The organism is Photobacterium panuliri (assembly GCF_059920555.1).
In genome coordinates this window covers 1052444-1072831 of record NZ_CP197193.1, presented here as the reverse complement: position 1 = coordinate 1072831, position 20388 = coordinate 1052444, and the positions used below count along the sequence as shown (strand labels likewise).

The window sequence follows — 20388 nt, the reverse complement described above, 5'->3', positions numbered from 1 at the left end:
CTATCTATAGCATTGATTTTGCCAAGAATAGTTTTAGTATCCACGGTGAATATCCTGTATGCAATGCATTGATCTTAAAAACAATATCAAGCTCGAAGGTTCTTGCAACGTTTGCAAATATCTCGTCAGCCCTTAGGGAGGGTTTATCATCAGAGCGAAGTAGAGAACTTTGTTGTTCGATTATATTGGCAGCTACGCAGCCAAGGGGATAGGGGGTAGATCTCCCCCCTTGATACCCCGATGGCTTATATGTGTTAATTGTTAATTTGAGATTACTCGCATTTTGGCAACTCGGTCATGCAGTGCTCTTCTTTGCTTACCAAAAATCATTGCTAGATTAACCAAGTTCAAAAGTCCCCCAATAAAAGGGATATACACAAGAAATAACATAAATGCATAACGCTTAAATATGAGGTCTTGAACCTTAGCTGGACTTCCGTCGATGTTAACGACTCTAATGTTTAAGACCTTCTTTCCTACTGTTTGACCAGATTGCTTCAGCATTTTCCAGTTAACCGCACAATATAAGCCAAAGCCTAAGACTGCCATTACAATCTTATACCCAAAAGATGGCTCTACTGGAGGGGTTTGAGATAGTCCGTCAAAGCCACCAGTAAAATAAGCCAAAGGTAGCAGAACAATACCAAGTACTAACCCATCTACAACCGAAGCTCCTATTCGTGACCATCGAGAAGCCAATCGATACGAGTTATCTTGTATATTTTCCATAATTGTTTCCTTTTTAGATAAATTTTATTCGCAAGTTAACGAATGACATGGACACCCCCTCATCCAGACTCTGCCACACTTGGTGAGTCTGAGTACGAAAACGTTCGGAGTCCGCGAGGCTGGTTCTATTCTTCGTCAGAATCGGAAAAGACGTTTTTCGACGACTTGAATATCACATCACAAACTCGACATTACGTTGGGCACAACAAGAGCTAATTACGATGGCAAGGAGTAATTATTATTTTATTGTCAGTGATTCCATAACTTTTTTACCAATAGGAAGCCACTCTTTTGACTGCTCAATGGTAGTATTAAAGGCAATGAATAATAATCGACCATCAACGGATGTTCCGTACATGATATTATGAATTTCTGTATCCATTGCAGGGGTGATAAGCTCCAATACAATAAATTTTCTGCCATTGCGTTCAATAATTTCATCTCGAAACCATTTAGCTGATGGATATAAGTTATGGAACATTTTAGAAATCGCATGATGAAATTCAGGAATATCGGAAGATTCCATAACTGTGTTTGTATGATTAAATGCTAGAGAAATACTACCACTATCATCACTTAATACTTCTGTCGGCCTCCGGGAACTAGGGTATTTAATTTCTAAAATATCATCCGGAATTTGAGTAAATTGTTGTGGAATCAGTAAAGACACTCTTCCATTAAGCACATTCTTTGTAATTAATTCAGCAGATAAAGAGAAACTACTAAAAAGTACCAACATCAAAAAAAAGCATGATTTCATATTTATAACCTAAAATAACAATCTTAATTTAGTGACAATTGATTCACCGTCCATTATCACTCTAATATCATCACACATGAAACTGAAACAAAATTATAAATCTAAACTTTCTTGTCCATTTAACCAACTTCCGACTAAATTCTTCGAGCAAAAGATAACAGTGTATTAAACAGCATGCTCGCTTTCCCCAGCCTAATACACACTTAATTGCACACAATTTTCTTATCAGCATCCTTTTAAGTCAATAGGTTGCATAAAATCATTGTTGCTTAATAGCTGTTATTTGCTTGAGCAAAGCGAGTATTCGGTATTAATGAGACCTCGTTAATACCAATTGGAAGTGTTAATTCTCAATAATATCAATGTCTTATCTTTGTGCGTTGCGGGGCGAGCATTTGGGGTCTCGTTATTAGCAGGTCAATGCTGGTCATTTTTAGCGAGTTATCGCTAGGCTTTTCGTTGTTCAGTCATTAGTGCTTAGTGGAAGTACACCTGCATTTCGACCTCATCCCCTTGCTGTGGTTCACGGTGCTCGGGTCGCCATTATTGCGTTTGTTAGGTGTATGCCTCCGAGACTTCTGAAACTGAAAAGCTCATAGCCAAAAAGGAAATCCCTGAGTCAGACTCATAGTTATGAACCTCTATTTGAGCATGCGCCCATTGACGGCCACTGATATCTATAATCGCTGTACCACCAAGATATCCACTGAAGCCTTTTTCAATTTCTAGGTTAGACACACCTTCAAACTTGAAGCTTTTGAACATGCCATTCCGGTCGTGAGACACCATTTCAATTGCGCTCAACGTAGAGTCCCAAGGGTCGACATTATACTTAAACTCAACCAAGTCATTATTTGCAAAGTCTGCAAAAATTACTTTTTCTGACAATTTGACCTCCTAACACCTAACGACCTGCCATAAAATTCCAGCAACACATTACGACAAGATTTAATTGACCACCGCAAAACTAAAGCCAAATTCATACCTAGAATGCCGAGTGTTGATGGCCTTGTTACATGCTGATTTTAATAGGGTTTGTTAGACTAATAATTTGCTCTTTATGGTTGCTTACAAATGGACTAATCAATAGCGCCTCTTTACCACCATTTTTTAGTGTATTAATGACATTATGAGGTTCACTATACTTACGACAAAATTTACAACCATACTCTTCAAAATACTTATATATTTCTAAAGCAGATTCCTTAGCTTGCGACTCTGATGCAACAGGAAACCTCTTTTGCCCAACACCGCTGATATTTCCAAGTTCAGCACCGACAATACAAATCCTTTCCTTTTTTGCTTTAAATTCAATAGCTACGTCACCAACAACATCGAAATCAGACACATGCTTAATACAGTTGATATGAAAATACCAAGTATTTCCTTTTACAATCTTCTTAAATTGCCGCTGACTTTTAACATATGTCCACTCAGACATATATGCTTCTAGCTCTTCAATAAATAATGATTCTAAATCAGACAATTTCATTATTTTGATACTCATTGAAACTATACTTAAACTCTGTCCAAAGCATGTAACGTACGCAATAAGTTGCCCCACACTAAACTAACAAAATGCACCGAACTTCAAACCAAAAATGCCGAGTGTAACGCATCACCTTGATTGCCTTGTTATAACTCATGACCTCACATAGCATGAATACTCTTTTCCACGATCATCGACGGCTACGGCTCTTACGTATATCTGATGATTTTTTGCCATAAAGACTTCTGTACGATATTCAGCTAAGTGCTCTAACGAAACGCCATGGCTTGCAGCATGTTTAGGAAACCAGTCACGGTAGTAACCGATAGATTTACGCACTCGTGGTGTAAGTTTAAACAGCTCTTCAGTTTTGACTGGGTGCCATGTGACAGTGACAACTTCACCTTTTTGAAGCCTTGCAAGCTTAAATAAATCTTCAAAGATAAAAGCGTCATCAACATAGTTGCAACCACCAACAAACGAGTGAGTGAAGTTATGTATCATTGATTTAATGAGCTTGTATTTCACTGGAATACCTTTGAGTTATAACAGTGTATTAAACAGCATGCTCGCTTTCCCCTAGCATAATACACGCTTAATTGCGTATGATTTTCTTATCAGTATCCATTTAAGTCAATAACTTGCATAAAATTATCGTTGCTTAATGGCTGTTTTCGCTTGGGTAAAGCGAGCATTTGAGGTCTCGTTATTAGCTGGTCAATGCTGGTCATTTTTAGCGAGTTATCGCTAGGCTTTTCGAGAGTTGAGTCGGGCAGGGGATTGATATTGGGCGAAATAAAAAGCCGGACAGTCTCATGCCCAGCTTTGTTATGAGTGGATTTTTGTTGCTCAGTCGTTAGTGCTTAGTGGAAGTACACCAGCATTTCGATCTCATTCTATTGCTGTGGTTCACGGTGCTCGGGCCGCCATTACCAATATAGGCAATAAGACCGATCTCTTCAGCCTTTGGAGCAAAGGGCTTGTTGAGAGGCGGGCATTTCCGATGCCTTCTAACGAATGAGGAACCGCAACCGCGTAGTGTCATCAGGGGTCATGGCAAATAAGCCAACAAACAGACCGAATGTAGATTGGCAGTCCCAAACCGTATCTTATCGGCAGCTATTGTTGTCAACCGGGGGAGTCAATGTAGCCCTGTTATACGTAATTTCAGCACGTTACAAAAACTCTTTTAAATACACCTTAGGGTCACTTAAGTTTCTCTCATGGTATTCTTTCTGAGCCTCATCAGAAAAGATTGATAGAGTCCAAGTTCGAGAGCAAATAGTTCTCGTTCCATTCCAAACACCAGTAGACCTAAAATGATGTGCAAAATCTTTTAAGGGTGAATCATAAATCGACATTCTATTTAGTAACAGTCCCAGAAAAGCACCTATTGGTGTTGTAGTCGAGTTTGCTTCTGATCCTTGTTGAAACATTCCTGAATGAGTAACACCATAATGCGTAATTGGAAATGGATGGTTAATAGGTCTTGGAGGAGACTTTGTAGTGTCAACATTCATAAATGCAGGGAATTTCATAACTGACCATGTAGCTAAATCACTAACACAAATGAAATCTAAACACTCTGCGGGTTTAGTGATAAATTCTCTATCATATTGCTCTACAGCTTTATTTATATTTTCAATCGGCGTAGCACCCTCAGATTTCCAATTATGTGAATGCGCCAAAATCCCGTAAACAATTGGAGAATTCATTTCTTTTAAAGGAGAGCTAGTTTTTGTCTCTAACAATTCTCTTATTTTATTTGCTGTTGAGAATGCCTGTTTGATATGTTGATGTTTTAACGTTAATTTACACTCAAAAGCTGCGGCTACACCGCCTGCCAAATATAGCTTTTTACTTTTCAAGTAAGTAGGATAACAAGGTTTAAGTACTATTATGTCAATTTGAGGACTTGCTTGACCTTTACTACTGATTATTCTTCCTTTAGTTACAACTTCATAGTTGGATGGTAACCAATTTCTTAATAGTTCAGCCCAGTTTTCCTCGCCCTCATCTCCGGCTGTCCCAGGATCTTCGCTAACCCTGCGTTGAATCCTTTTGTATTCATTTTGAATACCCGTTGTTACAGCTTCCATGAAATCAACAAGTTCATGTTTAACTTTGTCTGGCATCCTAACTCCAAAAATTACGTATAACGCCTGCAACTTAGGAATCCCCACAAAATTCCCTTGTTGTTCAATAAGTAGACACGCATCCTGCCTTCTGATCTAATGAATTCACCACAAAAACAAAAGAAGAAAACAAGATGCGTGATATTCAAATACTACACGACTCCCTTAGAGAACAATGCCCTAGCATTCACAAAAAGCGACTCAACTCACTGATGGATTCGGTGAAAGCACTACTAAATAACGATGCGCTGACCCTTACATTACTAGGCATCTCAGCCTTCACTGGATCTGCTGTGCATTGGTTGTTCAAGACCCTTTGCTTTGATTAGCCATCCCATTGTTGCGCATCAATACGAACAACAAAGTTGCTTACACCTGAGCCGAGCCTGAAACTAACTGGCGCGGAAGCAGCCATTCTCTTTGAATAGTGCCTGCTCGGGTTAACCGTGGCCCTGCGTAAAACTAGCAGGCAGTGGTGAGATCGCAGTAAGAGACCCTCAATATGTGTTTGTCGTAAGCGACGATAATCGCCAGAGCGAAGTAGACAGCTTTGTTGTTCGATTATATTGGCTGCTACGCAGCCAAGGGGGACAGCTTTACCCCTTGACACCCCAAAGGCTCATATGTGTTATACGATTTTTACTTTGTACCCACCGAAACCATTTTAGAATTAAATACTGTCATACCATTTTCTTGAGGAGCCTCCGGAAAATAGATTGGTGGATAGCTATCAAAATTTATAGTTAGCTGCGAAGGTTCATCAATCGATAAGTCTCGAGTTGGCAACAATTTACCTAGATTCAAGTTAATGTCTTTAGGTTGATTCCAAGTTACCCAGAACGCAAATGGAAAGAATTTTAGTAAGTCACCAACTATTGGCTCTGCTGCCCCCAATTTACTCCCAAATGCTCGAGCAATGCGAATATCGTTGAAAGGATAAAACCAGTAGTAAATTTCGAGTTCATCGGGCAAAGGGGATGTCTCGTCAAAAAAGTAATCAGTCATTACTTGATACATCGGTGCATGCGGTGTGTCTTGCTGAACAATGTCTACAGCATTACCTGCTAAAATATGCCCAATAACAGACCTCGCTAACCTTTGCGGCCTTACAAAGTAGGTTTTGCATGGCGGTAATGACAAGTACCCCTTGGAAACAGACTCTGCCAAAAGTTTAACCTCATTGAACAGTTCAGCCAAAGCAGGATCGTATTTTTGCCCTAACCAATCATTGTTACAGCTAGAGCACGTCGTACGATAATTCAAGCCTCCTTGAGAAGTAGTCGTGTACCTTTTGTCCTCGGAGCTATTTAGTGAACGGACAACAACTTTACTGACATTTCCACAACTTGCAGGTGGGACATGCTCTCGAGTCAGTTTTGCGGGCTTTCTGCAAATGGCACAATAACCCTCTTTTGGTCCCCACGTATTAATTCTTTTGGACAAATGATCCGAATACTTTCCCATTATTCCTACACTCTCGACTAATCGTATAACGAATGACATGGACTTCCCCTCATCCAGACTCTGCCACACTTGGTGAGTCTGAGTAAGAAAACGTTCGGAGGCCACCATGTCACTTTATATCTATGGCATTGATTTTGCCAAATATTCCTTCAGTATCCCCGGCGATAATGCCAATGGCAACACCTTGATCCACAAAACAATATCTTGAGCAAAAGTACTCACATTCTTTGCCAATTTGCCGCCAGCTATTGTTGCGCACCCATGCGAACAACAAAGTTGCTTACCTGAGTAGAGCCTGTAACTAACTGGCATTGAAGCCGTGGACGCTATAAAGGCAAGCGAGTCATTCAGGGGGGACGTGCACAAGTACGCACCGTGCTCTATATGGCTATGATGTCTGCGACGCAGTGTAACCTTGTTTTTAAAGCTACTTACCAGCGACTTTTAGATGCAGGGAAACCGAAAAAAGTCGCCATTATTGCGTGTGTAAGGAAAATGGTTGTGATCTTAAATTCGATGATTCGAGATGGCGTCATGTGGAACGAAAACATAGCCAGAAATTAGCTATTGACACCATAGTCGTTTGTTATGTTCATTTTCCAAGTTTTCTCGCACATATTTTACAAATCGGGGATCTTGAAAGAGCAAGACTTGAATAAATAGTAAAACAAACAACTATCAAGCTAAAGCCAGACAACACTTCGAACACTGTTAAAAATTGAAGAAACCATATGCTTGGGCTTATATCGCCGTAACCAACAGTAGTAATGGTAACACCACTAAAGTAGATAGCTTCGAGTATGGAGTTGAATTTATAAAAGTCCTTAAAAAAGCACACTGGCATTAAGAAGTACAGCGTTCCAAAGTTAATAATTAGTTCAATGTAACTGGTCAAGGCTAACTTTAACCTCTCGCCATACTTTAAGTCACTATTAGGTAAGTCACCGTTCAACTTATCAATTGCGTCACCCAAAAATGCTTTGGTTATTTCGATTGCTCTTGAGAGCAAAAAAGACCAAACAACCAAAAAAATCATGAACCAGTATATGTATTTAATAACTGGTTGAGACTCAAACCCGTAAACAGGAAACAGCTTAAACTCTAATATTGATAGTAATTGAACCGCTAAACAGATCGTTAATGAAGATATAAAGTATCGCATGTTGTACTTTTTTAAAGCACTTGAGAGCTCTGTGGAACTTGCACCTTTTTCGATAAGGGCATTCTTACTGTATTCTGCATACTTATATGTAGGGGTAACAAGCCACCAAGCACATGATGTTTCTTTCTTCTGCATTAATTTTTACTTCTTACTCATATGAACATAACGCCGCCGTAAGCGGACGAAAATAGTTGGCTATAATCGTGTAGCGAAGCGAAACTCAGCCAACTATTTGAGTTCCGACTTAACAGCCTGGTTACGTGAGTAGCTGGCGCACAGACGTCACAGCCAAATCATCATCGAACATATCACCATGATTTATTAGTACTGCCAGCACTTCTTGAATACACTCAAGCTGCTCAACACTAAACCCTCCAATCTTTTGCGCAAAGCTAGAGCGATTGACGTCTCCCTTCGGTGCTTCAAGATGAAACGCCAAAGCCTCAGTCGATTCACCACCATCGCCTAGAACCGTTATCAAAAGGCTGCTGAAGTAGTATCGAAACGATTCATTGGTCATGAAAGTAAATGAAGGTAGATGACAATTTATTGTTTCATCAGAATGCTCATCAAAACGAGAGCCTGAAAATATAGATTCAGCCCCCTCATCGTCATAAGTATCTACCGAAACAACTTCGGGAACCTCTAGAACATCCCAGACTCTTACAATTTTTCTAAGGAGATCCATCTTCTACCACGTAACGCCCAATTAAGGTGTGAAGCACGCGACCACACACCTTAAGTATTGTGCCGTAAACACCAATGCTGTTTCAAACCGAAACTGCCAAGCGTTGCGAATCTGCCTTAAACGCTTGTATGGCATTTAGAGCCACTTTAAGTCTTGTCTCCACTTCCCTTGAGAGAGTTTGTCATTATCATTGATACGTTTAGCAATAGTTCTAGGATCCCTACCTAAGTGAGAAGCCATCTGTGATGGGGTCATTTCAAAATCGACCAACATTACTCGCAATTTTTCTTGATCCTCTAGCGTCCAAGGTTTTCCATAGTTTTCATGTCGCAAAATTTTCTTTTGCCTTGAGAGTAACCTAGCTTCTCTCTCCTTTACTCTTTGGCTAATCTCTTTATCTAGCTGCACAGAAAATATTCGGTGAGCTTCTAATGGTACACCCGCTATGTGCAAGTTGTTAAAAATAACCTGAGATGCCGAATCAAGTCTCGGAGATTCAATACATTGAGATATTTTTGTTAATCTAGGTTGTTCAATTTTCCCTAATATACTAATTTGCTTAAGGTTGAAAAAACCTCTTAAGTCAAAAGCCCTTATGAGCTTAGTCTGAATAACACTCTCAATTTTAGTCGCTTTTTCATAAGTATAGTTGGCGAGTGGAAGCGCCCAAACTACTAACTGAGGAAGATATTTGTTTAATAAAATATCTTCCCATTGAAAACCGAATTGTTGCTTTTCTGATAGAAGATTTATAGGAGTACTTAAGTCGATTGTTGTTGAAGCCCAAATTTTATACTGATTCGCTAATTCCTGATAGTACTTTATATGATTATGGAGCTTGTAGGCTGACATAAATTTATACACATCATCATTATGACCAGCATTATAAATAGCTCGATTACCTCTTAAGTAACCTTCATAGTGTTCACTAATTCTTCTACCGACATTATTACTAACGCCAACATAAACTACACGTTCAAAAACTCCCTGATGAACAATGAGATAAACGCCACTACATCCCGACTTTCGAGCTTCCGCCAAAGAACCTAGAAACCGCCAATTCATGTTGAACTCCATTGATGCCTAACGAATGACATGGACTCTCCCTCATCAAGACTCTGCCACACTTGGTGAGTCTGAGTAAGAAAACGTTCGGAGGTCACCATGTCATTTTCTATTTATGGCATTGATTAGCCAAACATTCCTTCAGTATCCACGGCGAGGATGCCAAAGGCAACACCCTGATCCACAAAACAATATCTCGAGCAAAGGTACTCACTTTCTTTGCCAACTTGCCGCCTGCCATTGTCGGAATGGAAGCCTGTGGTAGTTCCCATTACTGGGCGCGGGAATTAACCAAGCTCGGCCATACCGCCAAAATCATGGCCTCTAAATATGTGGCGCCTTTCAGGACGGGTGCCAAGAACGACCTCAATGATGCAGTTGCCATTTGTGTGGCTGTCACCCGTCCTTCAACGCGCTAATCCATCGTGCCTGTGATAACTGGGTTTATGAGCGCACTTATACGATAAATAAAAGGCTGGTTTTATTCTTCGTCAGACTCGGAAAAGAGGTTTTTCGACTACTTGAATATCACATCACAAACTCGACATTACGTTGGGCACAACAAGAGCTAATTACGATGGCAAGGAGTAGTTATCATGCGTGAGTTTTGTGGTGATCCTCCAGCGCCGCCATAAGTTGTGCACCCACTGCACTTGCAAAACCCACCAAACTTCAAACCAAAAATGCGCCGTGTAATGCATCAATTTGATGGCCTTGTTAAGTTTTTATTGACAACAGCTACCAACGGCGTACAATCCCCACCCAACAGAGCCAATGTCCCCTCCTGATCTAGCATCAGTGACGTCTTGGCCTTTTTTTTGCCTGTAATTTATAACATGACAGAACCTATTGAAGTTAAACCATTTTTTGAATATGACGAACTCATTCAGCGCCTGACTGATAGAGGAATGTTAATCAAGGATCCATTGAGAGCTCAACGGAAACTAACGCAAGTTGGTTACTACAGGCTGTCAGGTTATTGGCATACATCACGAAAATTCAATTTTGTTGAAAACAAAATTCAGTATGAAAACGAGTTTCAGGCAAACACGTATTTTGAAAATATCTTTGAATTTTACTTGTTCGATAAACGATTGAGAGTCGAATTTACTGACGCTCTTGAAAGAATAGAGATCTACCTGCGTACGATCATTGCGCATGAAATCGGTAGAATCGACCCAGTCGCCTATCTCGACAAAAAGCAATTTTCTAAAAGTGCTTTTAAGGCAGATGCCAAGATACATTACGACGACTGGCTCAACCGTCATAATCGACTAATAAAGGAAAGTAAAGAAGACAGTATTGAAGACCACAGAAAAAAAGGAAAGCCTATTCCAATCTGGGTCGCTGCAGAAGCATGGGACTTTGGTGCCCTATCAAAATTTTATAGCATACTGTCAGGTAAAAACCAAGACCTTATCTGTAATCGTCTGGGCCTTGATAATCGTAAAGAGCTTGATAACTGGCTAATCAATCTTAATGGTATACGCAATAGGTGCGCTCACCATGCTCGCCTTTGTAACCGCTCGAACCCCCGTACATTATCAATACCTCGCAAAGGCTACTTTAACCTATTAGATCTTGGCCAAAGCCAAAAAAATAAATTCTATGGAATAATTGCTATCATTTGGTTCTTATTAAAGCAAATTGGCCCAAGTTCAACATGGATTTGCCGTATTGCCGATCTTATCGATCAGAAGCCAGAAATTCCAGGTTTTACATATAGATCTATGGGATTTCCAGAGGCTGGTTTTCCACGAAAATTATTTACTGAAACCATTACGTCTATACCTATCGTCATTAAAAGGTCACCCATTGAGGAATTTGAACATAGATTAGCCACGCTTCTTACTTTTAAAGGTGAATTTGACCTTAATGAGATTGCGGCTCAAGACAAAGCCCGTTTAAGAGATGTTGTTGAGGAATTGACAAATTACTCTTACGAGCTTGATGAAATTATTGAAAAAACTTAACAGTGTATTAAACAGCATGCTTGCTTTCCCCAGCCTAATACACGCTTAATTGCGCATGATTTTCTTATCAGTATCCTTTTAAGTCAATAAGTTGCATAAAATCATCGTTGCTTAATGGCTGTTTTCGCTTGTGTAAAGCGAGCATTCGGTCGGTATTAATGAGACCTCGTTAATATAAAGTGGAAGTGTTAATTTACATTTATTTCAATGTCTTATATCTATCTTTTGTGGGGATGGCGAGCATTTGGGATCTCGTTATTAGCTGGTCAATGCTGGTTATTTTTAGCGAGTTATCGCTAGGCTTTTTAAGAGGTGGAGTAGGGCAGGGGATTGATTTTGTTCGAAATAAAAAGCTGGACAGTGTCATGTTCGGCTTTACTATGAGTGGATTTTTGTTACTGAGCGGTTAGTGCTTAGTGGAAGTACACCAGCATTTCGATCTCATTCTCTTGCTGTGGTTCACGGTGCTCGGGCCGCCATTACCAATATCGGTAATAAGACCGATCGCCTCAGCCTCTGGAGCAAAGGGCTTGTTGAGAGGCTGGGCCTAAAACGGGCGATTGTGGCACTAGCGGCCAAGAACGCCCGTATTATCTGGTCGCTATTGCGCAACGATACGGAATACCAAGTCGTTGTTTAATCACCAAGCGTAACAAAGGGCAACACACCTTCACCGGGTCAATGCAATAGCCAATGATGAAATAGGGTTAAGACCACTTGCGGGAAAACCTGATAATGCGGCGGGCACGTCAGATGCCTTCTAACGAATGAGGAACTGCAACCGCGTAGTGTCATCAGGGTCATGCAAATAAGCCAATAAACAGACCGACTGTAGAGCGGCAGTCCCAAACCTTATATTATCGGCAGCTGTTGTTGACGACCGGGGGAGTCCATGTAGCCTGCAATAAGGTGCCCCGCACTGAACTAGCAAAGTGCACCTGACTTTATACCAAACCGCCGAGTGTAACGGGTCACCTTGATTGCTTGTATGTAGCTTTAAATACGTGCTTGCGGTGATATTGCATATAAGTTTCATGCTCAGGAGCTAAAGTAATCTTCATGCTTTGATTTAAGCCAGCAACGTCAAAATCGACAAATTGAGAGGATATAATTATTTTTCCTGATAAATCAAAGCTTATTAAACCAGCATCAAATGCTCTGTCTATATTTGCCATAAGCAACAAGCCATTGAATTTATCTAACCTTTCACGATTATCTGATGCATGCCAAGGTTTTATATGACTTGCAACTAGTAACTCGTTTGTTTTGCAACCCGTTACAGCACAACCTTGCCACATAGTAATTAAGTCACGTCTAAACTTACCCTGGCCAATCCGAGCCTTAATCAAGCTATTTTTTTCAGTATCACTTGTATTTAAATCCAATTGAATCGATGAAAGGTCTTGCTCTAGGTTGCTAGGCATAGAGTTTTTATCAATATCCGTATCATTAGATTTTTTTGCTTCATTTCTAGATGCATATGATGTTGGAATACGAACAGATAACTCTCGATATTCTTCAGAGTTTGCGGGAATTAACGCCATTTTACCTTTGGCGTTTTTATGAACACCCCAACCAAACTTTTTTAATAATGGTGATCTTTTTATATTATATGAGCTAACTTTCAAATCGGGTTTATTGCGACGAACAACATGAAGCTCATGATGATACTCAGCTTCTGTATACTTGTACGGATTTTCTATCAAAATCTCATAAGCGATTCTCGCTATTGAATTACCTTCTTTAGGAACAACGGCAACATCAGACTTAGAATCTGGCGAAATTAATATTAGTTCTTCTTTAATCATTCTTCTTGCTTTTTGTAGAGTTAGACAGCTACCTAACGAATGACATGGACTCCCCCTCATCAAGACTCTGCCACACTTGGTGAGTCTGAGTAAGAAAACGTTCGGAGGCCACCATGTCACTTTCTATTTATGGCATTGATTTAGCCAAACATTCCTTCAGTATCCACGGCGAGGATAGCAAAGGCAACACCCTGATCCACAAAACAATATCTCGAGCAAAAGTACTCACATTCTTTGCCAACTTGTCGCCTGCCATTGTCGGAATGGAAGCCTGCGGCAGTTCCCATTACTGGGCGCGGGAATTAACCAAGCTCGGCCATACCGCTAAAATCATGGCCTCCAAATATGTGGCGCCTTTCAGGACGGGAGCCAAAAACGACCTCAATGATGCAGTTGCCATTTGTGTGGCTGTCACCCGTCCTTCAACGCGCTTTGTTAAAATCAAATCCGCCGAGCAACAATCCATATTGATGCTCCTCCGGGCCGCGACAACTGGGTTCACGAACGCACAGCACTCCTTAACCAGCTCCGGGCTGTTATGGCAGAGTTCGGGATCATAGCCCCCAAAAGTATGGGTGTCTTGTTTATTTTCGTAACCCTGTTTTTAAAGCTACTTTAGATGCAGGGAAACCGAAAAAAGTCGCCATTATTGCGTGTGTAAGGAAAATGGTTGTGATCTTAAATTCGATGATTCGAGATGGCGTCATGTGGAACGAAAACATAGCCAGAAATTAGCTATTGACGCCATAGTCGTTTGTTAGAAAACTTCTACCGAACGAGAGTCATACCCTAAGTCTTTATCAGTAACACTTTCTGTTAAAAATGCCATTACTATACAAGCAATTAAAATTAGACCAGACAATCCAAATGTAAAAGCACTAACAGTTTCCCAACCATTCACAAAGCCAGCTTCGGCTAATATAACTGATAAACCAACCGGAAGTGATCCAGCTAATGCTCTAAAAACGCCATGGATACCTGCACTCAATTGCTCTGTTCTTTTAAGTAATAGATTAGTGGTAGGCCTGCGTTCGATCGTAGGTTTTCCCCAATGTTTAAGTATTGAGGATAGAATGATATGTAGAACAAACAACGAGCAAAAGTACCAAAACACGTAATCTGATGGAGACAGTTGCTTAATGTAATCAGTAGGAACAAACTTCGTATTTGTAACCGCTGTTAGACCCATCGGTACGCTTCCCAATAAAAACGAAAAACATAACTCTTCTCTAATTAACCTAAAAAACTTCTGCATACTTAGTCTTCGTTTCATAACCCCTCTGTTTTCTAACGCCGTTTCATGCGTAATTACTCATCATCTCGCAACATTGCTTAACGAGTTCTTCATATTCAATATTTTCTGCTTGATGAAGTGATTTTTCAAGGGTGCAACAAAGGTTCCAAAGAGCATGTTATTCTGACTGATCTTTAATGCTTAATTTGTCTGTGTCGGTAAACCTACGGACAAATTCAAACAGAACCTAAGCTTCATCTTCAGTAAATTTAATATCGATACCATTGCTCACAATCCCTAACTGTAGTGGCATAGTTAATTTGGCCACTATACGCTGGGCACTTAGGAATCCCCACAAAATTCTCTTGTTGTTCAATAAGTAGACACGCATCCTGCCTTCTGATCTAATGAATTCACCACAAAAACAAAAGAAGAAAACAAGATGCGTGATATTCAAATACTACACGACTCCCTTAGAGAACAATGCCCTAGCATTCACAAAAAGCGACTCAACTCACTGATGGATTCGGTGAAAGCACTACTAAATAACGATGCGCTGACCCTTACATTACTTGGCAGATCACTACCTTCTAAAGCAAAAGCCAAGCACTGTATAAAGCGGGTTGACCGTTTATTGGGAAACTCTCATCTACACCGAGACAGGCTAGATATTTACCGCTGGCACTGCCACCAAATATGCTCGGTAAATCCACAGCCGATTGTCCTTGTTGATTGGGCAGATATCCGGGAATATAAACGCCTCATGGAACTCAGGGCATCCGTTGCTGTAGATGGTCGTTCCGTTACCCTTTTCGAGCAATCCTTTACCTTTAAACAATACAACTCTCCTCGCAGTCACCAGATATTTCTTGATAACTTTAAAGCCGTTTTACCCTCGCATGTCATCCCCATCATTGTCACAGATGCTGGTTTCAGAAACACCTGGTTTCGACAGGTAGAGGCTATGGGTTGGTGCTATCTAGGACGCGTTCGCGGTGATGTAAATGCCTTTTATAACAAACAATGGCATCACATTAAGCAACTGTTTAAAAAGGCAAATAATAAACCCAAGTACATAGGGTTGACCCAACTGGCAAAACGAAAACCATTACTCTGCCACCTACATCTCTTCAAAAAACAAACATCCAGAAAACGCCAAGACAGACCCAGAGGTAGAGAGCACTTTACAGCACAAGCTGTCCATAGAAAATCAGCGAAAGAACCTTGGTTACTCGCAACAAACATCCCTACCGATATCTTCTCTTCCCGCTGTATCGTCCGCCTCTATGAAAAACGTATGCAAATTGAAGAGACTTTCCGGGATCTGAAAAGCCCTCAATATGGCTTTGGTCTGCGACAAAGTCGAACCAACGACCCAAAGCGTCTCGATATCCTGCTGCTGATCGGTCTTCTCGCCTTCATGGTCTATTGGTGGTTTGGTATTGCTGCTGAACATGCTGGTTGGCATCGCCACTTCCAAGCTAATACGATAAAAAAGAGGCGAGTTTTATCCTTTGTCAGACTCGGAAAAGAGGTCTTTCGACGACTTGAATATCACATCACAAACTCAACATTACGTTGGGCACAACAAGAGCTAATTATGATGGCAAGAAGCAGTTATCATGCGTGAATTTTGTGGGGATCCTCCAGCGCCTAACATAAGTTGCGCCCCACTAAACACACCAAGCGCACCGAACTCCATACCCAAAATGCGCAGTAAAAAGCGTCAACTTGATGTTTTTGTTATGTTTTTATTATTTTGAGTTGTGCTTTAGGCTTACGTTTCTTCGTTACAAAGCCAAATTTGATAAGAAGTATCAGGTGCTGATCAATCATACCAATTACAAAGCGTTCATTTATTGGCGACTCATTCTTAATTGAAATAATTGTCAGCTTAGGAGAGGAAATAATTTTCTGAGGACGAATCAAGTCATGAGCATCTGCTTCATCAAGTAACGATTGTGTAACTAACGCATCTATCTCATCAATTAAAGAAGCTGTGGGTAGCTGGAGTTTTCTGCTTACAGCTTCTTTTTTTGGTATAAGTTGTATGACTTTACCCATAACGTTGCTAATTGGTTCCAGTTTGGTCTAAATCAGCCTCAGTCAACAGACGTTGCGTCGTAATCTCTACAGCGTCTTCAATTATCTTACGCTTGATCTTATCCATACCGCCATGAGTTTTAATGCGGCCCATACAGGCTGAAGCTCCGTAAGTCCAGTTTTGCGTCCTCGGGTTGAAGTATGGTCTGTAAAACGAGTCACTCATAGCAAATCCCTCCTGCTTAATTTTGACTATGTTGTACATTATATAGCCTAGATACAGAGGCACAAGGACTTTCACTTCATGATACTATCCAGTAAAACATAACGCCTCGCTAATGGGCGCAAAAATTGTTGGCTAAATTAGCGAAGAATGAGCGCAAGCCAACTGTTTTGCGTCCACTTTAAGCGACTTGTTAACTGTACTTTTGAATAAGCTTTCTAACCCAATTTTTTAATTTATGGATGGCTACCTCATTCTCTGATTCAAAACCTTCTTCCCCAAAGTAACCTTCCATTTCAATAAGGTATTGCCAATCTCTAGAATCCTGGAGTACAGAATATGGAATAGCTTCAAGGGCTTCTATTGCACTGGCAAATCTAGCCGCAAAGTCATCTAGATCTTTTGGTGAAGCTTCGTATTTTTCAATTTCAACCAGCAATCTTTCTAAGATAGATTTGTTAGACATCCGATTCTCGAGCTACCTTGTACTGTTAACAGTGTATTAAACAGCATGCTCGCTTTCCCCTGCCTAATACACGCTTAATTGCGCATGATTTTCTTATCAGTATCCTTTTAAGTCAATAGGTTGCGTAAGGTAATCGTTGCTTAATGGCTGTTTTTCGCTTGGGTAAAGCGAGCATTCGGTATTAATGAGACCTCATTAATACCAGATGGAAGTGTTAATTCACTATAATATCAATGCTTTATTTGTATATGTTGTGGGAGTGGCAGCATTTTGGGTCTCTTTATTAGCAGATCAATGCTGGCCATTCTTAGCGACTTCGTTAAAGCTATATATGCGTGCGGTTAATGTTTTGTACGTCATCGCTAGGCTTTTAAGAGTTGAGCCGGGCAGGGGATTGATATTGGGCGAAATAAAAAGCCGGACAGTGTCATGCCCGGCTTTTCGTTACTTAGTCATTAGTGCTTAGTGGAAGTACACCAGCATTTCGACTTCATCCCCTTGCTGTGGTTCTGCGGTGAGCGAAAAATGCAGGTAGCCAGCTTCGGTGACTGGAATTTGGAGATATTCATTGCTGCCCCAGTAGTTCGAGACATACTCATGCTCCTCTGGCGTTGGCCAGTTGTTGTGGCTGGCATAGAGCTCAACGTTACCGTTATCCGTATCGCCGTTTTTGTCTGTCAGCCATACACGCACTTCTTCAACACCTTGCGGAACATAAACTGCCGCGTAGCGTTGCTGGTGCACGGTGAGGTTTTGAGCTTGGCCCGATTCCAGCATAACAGGCGCTAAATCGTCTTGGCTTTGTGCCGGCGGCGTAGTTGTCTCTGTCTCTACCGATGCGACCAAGGTTACCGCGTTGAAGTCGGTACGGCCGGCGACGCTGATAAAGTATCGGCCGGGTTTGATGTAGCCTGAAGCGTCGGTTTCAAACGTAACGGCTTCGTTGCTGCCATTGCCGTATTGGCTGAACTCGTAGTCGTAGTAATGCGCTTCTTTGTCGTAGCTCATGTAAAGGTCGGCATCGCCATCGCCTTGAATGGTGACGTTGAAATGAGTGGTTTTCTCTGGCACATCCACATAGAGCAACTGCTCGCTGTATGCCTTTCCACCTAGCACAATGCTCTGGTTGGCAGTTAGCATCGCTACCTGATCAGAAGGCACGGTTGGCTCGTTCGGGTTTGGATTCGGTTTAGGCTGCTCTGGTGTGCTGGTACTTGTCACGGTATCCAGCCAACGGTCAAACTCTGCATTGTATTGTTTGCCTAGCTGCTGTACCTGCTGTGCCCATTGAGCGTATTGGCCCGAACGGGAGAGCGCCAACAGGCTCTCAACGTCTTGTGGATGGTTTTCCAGCATGAAGCGTACGGCTAGGTAGCCCCAGCGATAGATTCGGTTGGTATCGTGAGAGTAGGTGGTCGCAAACACATCGGACAGGCTCATTTTGCCATTGGCGATCAGGTTAATCGCGTCTTCGTAGCCTTGCTTGTAATGCATGTATTCAGCAAAGCCTTCCAGCCACCAAACAACGTAGCCGTGGGCAAGGTTGTCATTGAACGAGCCGTACTGATTGAAGCGGGCATCCAGATAATGGGTGTATTCGTGCTCTAGGTTGAGGATCGAAAGCTCCTCGCCATTGGCGTAACGGTAGGCCACAAAGCGCGGCATATTGCCTGCTTGTGCAGGGTTGCCTTCTAGGTATTGGCCGCCGTTGTCTGTTGTGTTGCCAAACAAGAAGGAGGAGTAATCCACGTAGCTGCCATTATTGGCAAACACAACCACTTCCACTTGGTCGTTGTTGTCGTCTGCGACCGGTTGCTGCCCGGTATTGGCGACTTTATGGAAATCGGCTTCTTTTGCGGCCAGTACGTTACATGCTTCTAGTGCCTGTGCATCGGTCAAATCTTGTGAGCGGATGATGGCAGGCCCTTGGCAGTCATAACGGTTCGGCAGTACGTTAGCGGCAAGATCACGCTTGGCCTGTTCGACATCCAGCCCATTCAGGCCTTCCGGTGCATAGAAGCTCATCATCTCTACGGCGGCCAGCCAAAGTTTGTCATGATCGCTACCTAGCGGGTAGCTGGCCATGATCTGCTGCATTACCGCCAGGGCTTTTTGCTTGGTGGCTTTGTCTGGGCTGGCGAGCAAGCGGCCGGTTTCGCGTACCGCGTTATACACGATGAAGCTCGCATCGGTATCCAGTGCCCAGGCATTGTCGCGGGCGAATGCGGCCAGTGTGTCGATATGCTGAGTATGGCTGGCCATATAACGGTAAAATGCATCGTTCATCACATGTCCGGCCATTGAGCGGAACAGGTTGTTCAAGCCGTCTACCCACTGGCCGTCTTGTGCGGTTTCGCGGTTGAAGTGCGTCAATGCCTGCAGCATTGAGTCCATTGTTATCGGTAGCTGCTTAACGTTGTCTACCATCAGTGTCAGGCTCTTCATCGCACCGACTTGCTCCATGCCTTGATCTAATGCATGGGGATTGGCAAGGAACGCGTTGGTCGATTGGGCAAATCGCTGGCTCAGTGCTTGTGAGAAGTCAGGGGCTTGCGCGTTGTAACGAATGTAGTAAGCCGCACGAATAAACTCACCGAGATTCTCTAGTTTACGCGCCTCTTCTGCGTTACCTCGGTAACGGGTGATTTCTTGGTCCAGTGCGATCTGGATGCGGCTCAAATTCGCTTCGCTGTAGATATCGTTCAACGTATCGGCAGGGGCCGAGAACCAAGCGCTGTAGCAATCGTAATCGGCGGCAGCAATGGAAGACACAAGATCGGATGTTTGCTGAAGAGCGGGAATATCACATTGGCTTTGAGCAAAAGAGGAGCCGGAAACACTGGCAAGCATACAAGCCAGCGCTAAACGATGGCGAGGGAAGAGGCGGGTATGAGACATAGGAATACTCACTAGTAACTTATATGTGTAAGCGGGTTTTTATATTCCTTGCATGCAATAAAGTGCAACTAGCATTATCAAATTTATGATGTTAGTTCAGAAAAATAGACTATTTACTCTAAATTTTGGTTATGTTGAGCCCATATCAGGAAAAAACAGGAGTATTGAAAGAGGCTACTAATTATCTATTTATCATGGAATTAAACGCCATGAAATCCACACAAACTCCACATTGGCTCCATGTGTTCTCC

18 protein-coding genes and 6 pseudogenes are annotated in these 20388 nt (G+C 41.9%); 9 read left to right on the top strand and 15 right to left on the bottom strand.

Annotated elements, in window-relative coordinates; translation table 11 throughout:
• Positions 1-261: 261 nt before the first annotated feature.
• Positions 262-729 carry an RDD family protein gene (locus ACSF8X_RS21190; protein WP_047878924.1) on the bottom strand — a complete coding sequence of 156 codons (468 nt, stop codon included), beginning with the start codon at positions 727-729 and terminating at the stop codon, positions 262-264.
• Positions 730-845: 116 nt separating this feature from the next.
• Here ACSF8X_RS21190 and ACSF8X_RS21185 point away from each other — a divergent pair.
• A pseudogene (locus tag ACSF8X_RS21185) lies at positions 846-968 on the top strand (IS4 family transposase); the annotation flags it as partial.
• Here ACSF8X_RS21185 and ACSF8X_RS21180 read toward each other — a convergent pair.
• The 5 genes from ACSF8X_RS21180 to ACSF8X_RS21160 form a co-directional block, all read right to left on the bottom strand.
• A complete protein-coding gene (locus ACSF8X_RS21180; RefSeq protein ID WP_500851355.1) occupies positions 968-1489 on the bottom strand; it encodes a hypothetical protein in 522 nt (173 codons plus the stop codon). The pseudogene ACSF8X_RS21185 and the gene ACSF8X_RS21180 sit on opposite strands and share 1 nt — an antisense overlap.
• 555 nt (positions 1490-2044) lie before the next feature.
• Positions 2045-2377 (bottom strand): hypothetical protein, encoded by a 333-nt coding sequence (locus ACSF8X_RS21175; protein ID WP_500851354.1) that lies wholly within the window; start codon positions 2375-2377, stop codon positions 2045-2047.
• Between the two features lie 124 nt (positions 2378-2501).
• Complete coding sequence (locus tag ACSF8X_RS21170; RefSeq protein ID WP_500851353.1) at positions 2502-2981, bottom strand: hypothetical protein; 480 nt, start codon at positions 2979-2981, stop codon at positions 2502-2504.
• 150 nt (positions 2982-3131) lie between these two features.
• Positions 3132-3506, bottom strand: coding sequence for a hypothetical protein (locus tag ACSF8X_RS21165; protein WP_500851352.1), 375 nt, complete (start codon positions 3504-3506; stop codon positions 3132-3134).
• A 647-nt stretch (positions 3507-4153) separates the two neighbouring features.
• Complete coding sequence (locus ACSF8X_RS21160) at positions 4154-5113, bottom strand: DUF6602 domain-containing protein (RefSeq protein ID WP_500851351.1); 960 nt, start codon at positions 5111-5113, stop codon at positions 4154-4156.
• A 134-nt stretch (positions 5114-5247) separates the two neighbouring features.
• Here ACSF8X_RS21160 and ACSF8X_RS21155 point away from each other — a divergent pair.
• Positions 5248-5388: pseudogene (locus ACSF8X_RS21155) on the top strand (IS4 family transposase); the annotation flags it as partial.
• A 364-nt stretch (positions 5389-5752) separates the two neighbouring features.
• On the opposite strand, the gene ACSF8X_RS21150 reads toward ACSF8X_RS21155, so the two are convergent.
• Positions 5753-6376, bottom strand: coding sequence for a hypothetical protein (locus ACSF8X_RS21150; RefSeq protein WP_500851350.1), 624 nt, complete (start codon positions 6374-6376; stop codon positions 5753-5755).
• A 522-nt stretch (positions 6377-6898) separates the two neighbouring features.
• On the opposite strand from ACSF8X_RS21150, the pseudogene ACSF8X_RS21145 reads away from it, so the two are divergent.
• Positions 6899-7141, top strand: a pseudogene (locus ACSF8X_RS21145) (IS110 family transposase); the annotation flags it as partial.
• Between the two features lie 28 nt (positions 7142-7169).
• Here the strand turns inward: ACSF8X_RS21145 and ACSF8X_RS21140 are convergent.
• The 3 genes from ACSF8X_RS21140 to ACSF8X_RS21130 all read right to left on the bottom strand — a co-directional run bounded on the left by ACSF8X_RS21140 (position 7170) and on the right by ACSF8X_RS21130 (position 9492).
• Complete coding sequence (locus ACSF8X_RS21140) at positions 7170-7874, bottom strand: potassium channel family protein (RefSeq protein ID WP_500851349.1); 705 nt, start codon at positions 7872-7874, stop codon at positions 7170-7172.
• A gap of 121 nt (positions 7875-7995) precedes the next feature.
• On the bottom strand, positions 7996-8427 hold the full coding sequence (locus ACSF8X_RS21135) for a hypothetical protein (RefSeq protein ID WP_500851348.1): 432 nt from the start codon (positions 8425-8427) through the stop codon (positions 7996-7998).
• Positions 8428-8562: 135 nt separating this feature from the next.
• Complete coding sequence (locus ACSF8X_RS21130; RefSeq protein WP_500851347.1) at positions 8563-9492, bottom strand: GIY-YIG nuclease family protein; 930 nt, start codon at positions 9490-9492, stop codon at positions 8563-8565.
• Positions 9493-9964: 472 nt separating this feature from the next.
• Here ACSF8X_RS21130 and ACSF8X_RS21125 point away from each other — a divergent pair.
• The 3 genes and pseudogenes from ACSF8X_RS21125 to ACSF8X_RS21115 all read left to right on the top strand — a co-directional run.
• Positions 9965-10096, top strand: a pseudogene (locus ACSF8X_RS21125) (IS4 family transposase); the annotation flags it as partial.
• 232 nt (positions 10097-10328) lie between these two features.
• Positions 10329-11465, top strand: coding sequence for an Abi family protein (locus ACSF8X_RS21120; RefSeq protein WP_500851346.1), 1137 nt, complete (start codon positions 10329-10331; stop codon positions 11463-11465).
• 454 nt (positions 11466-11919) lie between these two features.
• Positions 11920-12105 (top strand): annotated as a pseudogene (locus ACSF8X_RS21115) (IS110 family transposase); the annotation flags it as partial.
• Positions 12106-12436: 331 nt separating this feature from the next.
• On the opposite strand, the gene ACSF8X_RS21110 reads toward ACSF8X_RS21115, so the two are convergent.
• Positions 12437-13273 (bottom strand): DUF6157 family protein, encoded by an 837-nt coding sequence (locus tag ACSF8X_RS21110; protein ID WP_500851345.1) that lies wholly within the window; start codon positions 13271-13273, stop codon positions 12437-12439.
• A gap of 113 nt (positions 13274-13386) precedes the next feature.
• Here ACSF8X_RS21110 and ACSF8X_RS21105 point away from each other — a divergent pair, with 113 nt between their 5' ends.
• Both ACSF8X_RS21105 and ACSF8X_RS21100 read left to right on the top strand, forming a co-directional pair.
• Complete coding sequence (locus tag ACSF8X_RS21105; RefSeq protein ID WP_500851344.1) at positions 13387-13833, top strand: IS110 family transposase; 447 nt, start codon at positions 13387-13389, stop codon at positions 13831-13833.
• A 34-nt stretch (positions 13834-13867) separates the two neighbouring features.
• Positions 13868-14008: pseudogene (locus tag ACSF8X_RS21100) on the top strand (IS110 family transposase); the annotation flags it as partial.
• Positions 14009-14030: 22 nt separating this feature from the next.
• Here the strand turns inward: ACSF8X_RS21100 and ACSF8X_RS21095 are convergent.
• Positions 14031-14528, bottom strand: coding sequence for a hypothetical protein (locus ACSF8X_RS21095; RefSeq protein ID WP_500851343.1), 498 nt, complete (start codon positions 14526-14528; stop codon positions 14031-14033).
• A gap of 421 nt (positions 14529-14949) precedes the next feature.
• Here ACSF8X_RS21095 and ACSF8X_RS21090 point away from each other — a divergent pair, with 421 nt between their 5' ends.
• Positions 14950-16137, top strand: coding sequence for an IS4 family transposase (locus tag ACSF8X_RS21090; protein WP_500851342.1), 1188 nt, complete (start codon positions 14950-14952; stop codon positions 16135-16137).
• Between the two features lie 113 nt (positions 16138-16250).
• On the opposite strand, the gene ACSF8X_RS21085 is transcribed toward ACSF8X_RS21090, so the two are convergent.
• The 3 genes from ACSF8X_RS21085 to ACSF8X_RS21075 all read right to left on the bottom strand — a co-directional run bounded on the left by ACSF8X_RS21085 (position 16251) and on the right by ACSF8X_RS21075 (position 20137).
• Positions 16251-16571 (bottom strand): hypothetical protein, encoded by a 321-nt coding sequence (locus tag ACSF8X_RS21085; RefSeq protein WP_500851341.1) that lies wholly within the window; start codon positions 16569-16571, stop codon positions 16251-16253.
• A 395-nt stretch (positions 16572-16966) separates the two neighbouring features.
• Positions 16967-17239, bottom strand: coding sequence for a hypothetical protein (locus ACSF8X_RS21080; protein ID WP_500851340.1), 273 nt, complete (start codon positions 17237-17239; stop codon positions 16967-16969).
• Positions 17240-17701: 462 nt separating this feature from the next.
• Complete coding sequence (locus tag ACSF8X_RS21075; protein ID WP_500851339.1) at positions 17702-20137, bottom strand: M9 family metallopeptidase; 2436 nt, start codon at positions 20135-20137, stop codon at positions 17702-17704.
• Positions 20138-20388 lie beyond the last annotated feature (251 nt).